The organism is Lysinibacillus sp. GbtcB16, from assembly GCF_019091145.1.
GTDB classification, from domain to species: domain Bacteria; phylum Bacillota; class Bacilli; order Bacillales_A; family Planococcaceae; genus Lysinibacillus; species Lysinibacillus fusiformis.
Genome location: NZ_JAGXJV010000103.1, coordinates 1 through 574 on the forward strand (window position 1 = coordinate 1; position 574 = coordinate 574).

A 574-nucleotide genomic window follows, 5' to 3' on the forward strand; every position below is an offset into this window, starting at 1 on the left:
TTCAGTAATAAATACACATTCTGTTATCTGTTTATTGTCCCAGGTAATCGGTATGAAACAGTCTGCTGTAACAAATGAAAGTTTAATGCCATTATCCCAGTAGACCTTAATAACCATCCCACCAAGCGCAAAGCTGTACTCTAAGTACCTTTGAAACTCTTTTATAAAGTTATTTTCATCAAGAACATTTTTGATATTCTTTGATAGATCCTTATCAGATATGTTAATTGTGCATTTTTCATTAAATACAAGAGTAGCCATTTCTTGCGTCACAACTTTGGCCATATTTAAAGTGGCTCGTTTTCGCTGCTTCTGCCCCTCTACTGTTTTGTATTGAACATCATGCCATTCTTTGTAATACCCACTATACAAAGCTTTCCAGGTGTCTATAAATTCATAGGATTCGTCATTTACCTGTATATCCTTGTGGTCGGATACCTTTTTTATCCCACTAATCAGGCCCATTTTGTACAACACCTGCCTTATGCCGGAGATGAGCTTCTTAAACACTACATCACCTACTTTACATATTATTAATGTGAACCTAATACCAACCTATTGCTTCGCTAACAAC

General features: G+C 35.9%; 1 protein-coding gene. It reads right to left on the reverse strand.

Annotation, left to right across the window (positions count from 1 at the left end; genetic code table 11):
• On the reverse strand, nt 1-510 hold a 510-nt coding region (locus KVT27_RS23530), incomplete at its 3' end, for a phage portal protein (protein WP_217582062.1).
• Nucleotides 511-574 lie beyond the last annotated feature (64 nt).